Below are 4,430 nucleotides of genomic sequence, written 5' to 3'. Positions count from 1 at the left end.
CCCGCCGCCGGCGTGCTGAGCGCGGCCGGGTTCCTCACCGCGCCGCTGGCGTTCGACTTCGTGCGGTCGGCCCGCGCGGCCGTGCACGACCTCGCCTGGGAGCAGGTCGACGCGCTGTTCGCCGAGATGGAGGCCGAAGGCGAAGCGCTGCTGGCGAAGTCCGGGGTCACCGACGTGACGCACCGGCGGATCGCCGAGATGCGCTACGCCGGGCAGGGCTACGAAATCCGCGTCCCCGTGCGCGGCGGCAGCTGGCCGGAGACGCTGATCGGCGAGTTCACCCGCACCTACCGCGAGCTTTACCGGCGGACCGGCCCCGAGGTCGGCGTCGAGGTGCTGAACTGGCGGGTCGTCTCGAGCGGGCCGGCGCCGGAGGTCACCTTACGGCTTAAGGTGCAGGCCGCCGGGGGTGCGGCGCGCAAGGGCACGCGCAAGGCGTACTTCCCGGCCGCCGGTGGCTTTGTCGACACGGCGATCTTCGACCGGTACCGGCTCCGGCCGGGGACGCGGATCGACGGGCCGGCCATCGTGGAGGAACGCGAGTCCACCGTGGTCATCCCGCCGGGCGCGCACTGCGTCGCCCGGGAAGATGCCGCGCTGGAGGTGACGGTGTGAGCGTCGACCCCATCCTGGTCGGGTTGTTCGGAAACCGGCTGCACTCGATCCTCGCCGAGCAGCAGAACGCGCTCGTCAACACGGCTTTCTCCGCCGTGGTGCGGGAATCGCTCGACCTGGCCTGCGCGGTGTTCGACTCGCGCGGCGAGATGATCGGCCAGTCCGTCGGCGGCACGCCGGGGCACATCAACGCGATGGCGACCGGCATGCACCACTTCGTCGCGGCGTACCCGCCGGAGACGCTCGAACCCGGCGACGTCCTGCTCACCAACGACCCGTGGCAGACGGCCGGGCAGATCAACGACATCACGGTCGCGACGCCGGTGTTCCGCGAGGGCCGGCTGGTGGCTTGGTTCGCGTCCTGCTGCCACGCGCCCGACATCGGCGGCCGGCTGGTGTCCGCCGAGGCCCACGAAGTCTTCGAAGAGGGCCTTCGGCTGCCGATCCTCAAGTTCCTGCGTGCCGGCGAGGTCAACGCCGATCTGGAACGGCTGATCCGGGCCAACGTGCGGACGCCGGAGGAGACCATCGGTGACCTGTACGCGCAGGTCACCGGCAACGAGGTCGGCGCCGCGAGCCTGCTGCGGCTGCTCGGCGAGTTCGGTCTCGACTCGCTCGACGAAGTCGCCGCCGAGCTCATGAACCGGTCCGAGAAGGCGCTGCGGGACGCGCTGCGCGCACTGCCGGACGGCGTCTACACCAACGAAATCGCCACCGACGGGTTCGACGACGAAGAAGTCGTCCTGCGCGTGACGGCCACTGTGGACGGTGACGAGATCCACCTCGACTTCGCGGGCTCGTCGCCGCAGAGCCGGCGCGGGATCAACGTCGTGCTGAACTACACGCGGGCGTACGCGTCGTTCGCGGTCAAGGCGGCGATCTCGCCGGAGGTGCCGCACAACGCCGGGTCGTTCCGGCCGGTGCACGTCACCGCGCCCGAAGGGTCCGTGCTGAACTGCCTGCCACCCGCGCCGGTCGCGTCGCGGCACCTCATCGGGCACTTCCTGCCGTCGCTGCTGATCGGCGCGCTGCCCGGCGCCGCGATCGCGCCGAGCGCGGACGCGCTGTGGATGACCATCTGGCGCGGTCCAGGGTTCATGCTCAACGTCTTCCAGACCGGCGGCATGGGTGCCCGGGTGGACAAGGACGGGCTCAGCACCACGGGATTCCCCAGCGGCCTGCGGTCGACGCCGACCGAAGTCATCGAGACGATGGCGCCGCTGGTCCAGTTTTCCCGGGAACTGCGACCGGATTCGGGCGGCGCGGGCCGGTGGCGCGGCGGACTCGGACAGGTGACCACGATGGGGTCACGCGGCGGGGATTCCTGGAGCGTGAACGGGAACGTCGACCGCGTGCGGAGCGCCGCGTCCGGAGTGGACGGCGGCGGAGCGGGGACACCCGGACGGTTCGGTTTGCGCGAAGGTGCCGACCTGCCAGCGAAAAGCCGGGTGACGCTGGCTCCCGAGTCTATTGTGGACGTCACGCTGCCCGGTGGCGGCGGCTACGGGCCACCGCGCGAACGGCCGGTGGCGGCGGTCCTCGCCGACGTCGTCGAGGGGTACGTCTCGGTGGCGGCGGCGAGCGAGGTGTACGGCGTCGCCGTGCGGTACCTCGGGAGCCCGGACGCGCTCGTCCGGCTGCCGTCGGACTACGCGGTCGACCAAGAGCAGACAGCACGACTGAGAGCGGGGAAGTGACATGGGTCGGTTGGCCGGCAAGGTGGCGGTCGTCTTCGGCGGCGCGCGGGGCATCGGTCTCGCGACGGTCAAGGAGTTCCTCGCCGAAGGCGCGACGGTGTACGCCTCCGACATCCGCGAGCCCGCGGAAGAGCTGAGCGGGTACCGGCACTCCATAGTGGACGCGACCGACGAAACCGCCGTGGCCGCGTTCGTCGACGGCGTCATCGCCGAAGCGGGCCGCGTCGACGTGCTGTTCAACAACGTCGGCATCCACCTCGGCAAGGCGCTGGCAGACACGACGCTGGCCGAGTTCGACCACATCTTCGCGCTGAACGTCCGCGCCGCCTTCCTCGGCACCCGCGCCGTGCTGCCGCACATGATCGAGCAGCGGGCCGGGAGCATCGTCACGACGTCGTCCAACGGCGGTGTCATGGGGCGACCCGGCGACCCGGTGTACAACGCCACCAAGCACGCGCTGGTCGGGCTGATGAAGTCGATCGCCGTCGCCCACGCGCACCAGGGCGTCCGCGCCAACACCGTGAACCCGGGCGCGATCGACACCGACATGCTGCGCAGCACCCTGAACTCGCCGGAGGAGTTCGAAACCAAGCAGCACCAGCTGGTCGCGAGCACGCCGGCGGCGCGCGTGGGCGAGGCGTGGGAAGTCGCCAAGGCGGTCGTGTTCCTGGCGAGCGACGAGTCGCGGTTCATCAACGGCGTCGTCCTCCCGATCGACGGCGCGAAGGCGGCGGGCGCCATGCCGGGCAACCGGTACAGCCTCGACTTCGACCTCGGCGTCGGGTAGCGCCGTGACCGTCGATGCCTCGGGGCTGGGGAGCGAGCGGCACCTGCTGGAACGCAGCGGCACCGCCGAACGGGTCGCGGCGATCCTGCGCCAGTACATCACCGACGGCGTCTTCGCCCCCGGTGAACGCCTGTCCGAGCCGGTGATCAGCTCGGCGCTGGGTGTCTCGCGCAACACGCTGCGCGAGTCGTTCCAGCTGCTGGCCCACGAACGGCTGGCCGTGCACGAACTGAACCGCGGGGTGTTCGTGCGCGAACTGACCACCGACGACATCGAGGACCTCTACGTCGTCCGCCGCGCCACCGAGTGCGGTGCCCTGCGCCGCGCCGCCGAACTGCCCACAGTGGACCTCTCCGGGCTGCAACGCGCGCTGGAGGACGGGCGGGCCGCGGCCGAAGCCGAGGACTGGCCCGCGGTCGGCACCGCCAGCATCCACTTCCACCAGGCGCTGGCGGACCTGGCCGGCAGCGAGCGGCTGTCCGCGACGATGCGCCAGGTGCTCGCCGAGACGCGGCTGTTCTTCGTGCTCAACGAGAACACGCGGGAGTTCTACGAGCCGTTCCTCGCCTGCCACGAGCGGATCCTGCGCGACCTGAGCCGCGGGCGATTCGACGCCGCGGCGGCCTCGCTCGACCGCTACCTGCGCGACGCCGAGGCGCGGCTGCTGGAGCTGAGCTCGTAGGGGAGCACGACGGTGATCGCGTATGGCCGCTGGTACGCCGTGACGCGGTAGATCCCGTCGGCGTCGGCCGACCAGCCGAGCCGGACGACCGTCCGGACGACCGAAGACACGGCGTAGCCGGGGCCGGCCGCCGCGGGCGGCGCGACGGCGAGCAGCACGGCGGCCACGGCCGCGGTCGTCGGGAACACCCAGCCACTCAACCGCGCGGACCGGCCGCGGCGGAAAGGATTCGAGCCGGTTCAAATCCGCCGCCGCCGCTGTTAACGTCGGTTAATGTTCACGCTTCGGGCGGATGCCGAGACGGTGGCCAGGACGCGGTTCTCGCCCTCCCTCGCCGCGGAGTCGCTGGCCTGGCTGAAGCTCACCGCCGACGCCGGACGGCACCCGGTGTTCGGCGACCCCGGCCCGCTCGCCCGCGCGTCGCTCGCCCACCCGGAGGTCGCCCTGCTGCTGGACCTGCTGCCGCGCGCCGGCGAGGTCTACACGCCGGACCTGCTGACGCCGCAGCCCGGGACGGCGGCCCGGCCCGCGGACCTGCTCGACGAGCAGCTCGCGCGGATCGAGGCGACCACGCAGGACGAGCTCGAGGAACAGGTCTTCGGCTACACGGCGGTCCACTGGCAGCGGCCGCTGCCGATCGGCGCCCGCC

General features: G+C 71.8%; 4 protein-coding genes and 2 pseudogenes. 5 read left to right on the top strand and 1 reads right to left on the bottom strand.

Annotated elements, in window-relative coordinates; genetic code table 11:
* From G3I65_RS14235 to G3I65_RS14220, 4 genes and pseudogenes are all read left to right on the top strand, one after another.
* Positions 1–615: pseudogene (locus G3I65_RS14235) on the top strand (hydantoinase/oxoprolinase family protein); the annotation flags it as partial.
* A complete protein-coding gene (locus G3I65_RS14230) occupies positions 612–2,312 on the top strand; it encodes a hydantoinase B/oxoprolinase family protein (RefSeq protein ID WP_160696536.1) in 1,701 nt (566 codons plus the stop codon). The pseudogene G3I65_RS14235 and the gene G3I65_RS14230, both read left to right, overlap by 4 nt.
* A 1-nt stretch (position 2,313) precedes the next feature.
* Positions 2,314–3,099, top strand: coding sequence for an SDR family NAD(P)-dependent oxidoreductase (locus G3I65_RS14225; protein ID WP_160696535.1), 786 nt, complete (start codon positions 2,314–2,316; stop codon positions 3,097–3,099).
* A 4-nt stretch (positions 3,100–3,103) separates the two neighbouring features.
* A complete protein-coding gene (locus tag G3I65_RS14220) occupies positions 3,104–3,781 on the top strand; it encodes a GntR family transcriptional regulator (RefSeq protein ID WP_160696534.1) in 678 nt (225 codons plus the stop codon).
* On the opposite strand, the gene G3I65_RS14215 is transcribed toward G3I65_RS14220, so the two are convergent.
* Entirely contained in the window at positions 3,736–3,969 is a 234-nt protein-coding gene (locus G3I65_RS14215; protein WP_309235449.1) for a hypothetical protein, read from the bottom strand. The genes G3I65_RS14220 and G3I65_RS14215 overlap by 46 nt on opposite strands.
* Positions 3,970–4,054: 85 nt before the next feature.
* On the opposite strand from G3I65_RS14215, the pseudogene G3I65_RS14210 reads away from it, so the two are divergent.
* Positions 4,055–4,430: pseudogene (locus tag G3I65_RS14210) on the top strand (transcriptional regulator); the annotation flags it as partial.

Source organism: Amycolatopsis sp. SID8362 (genome assembly GCF_010550475.1).
Classification (GTDB): Bacteria; Actinomycetota; Actinomycetes; order Mycobacteriales; family Pseudonocardiaceae; genus Amycolatopsis; species Amycolatopsis eburnea.
This window is presented reverse-complemented; position numbering and strand designations above follow the sequence as displayed.

Bases quoted from the DNA above. Each gene is read 5' to 3' on its own strand.
- G3I65_RS14225 (WP_160696535.1), top strand. From the start codon at position 2,314: ATGGGTCGGTTGGCCGGCAAGGTGGCGGTCGTCTTCGGCGGCGCGCGG.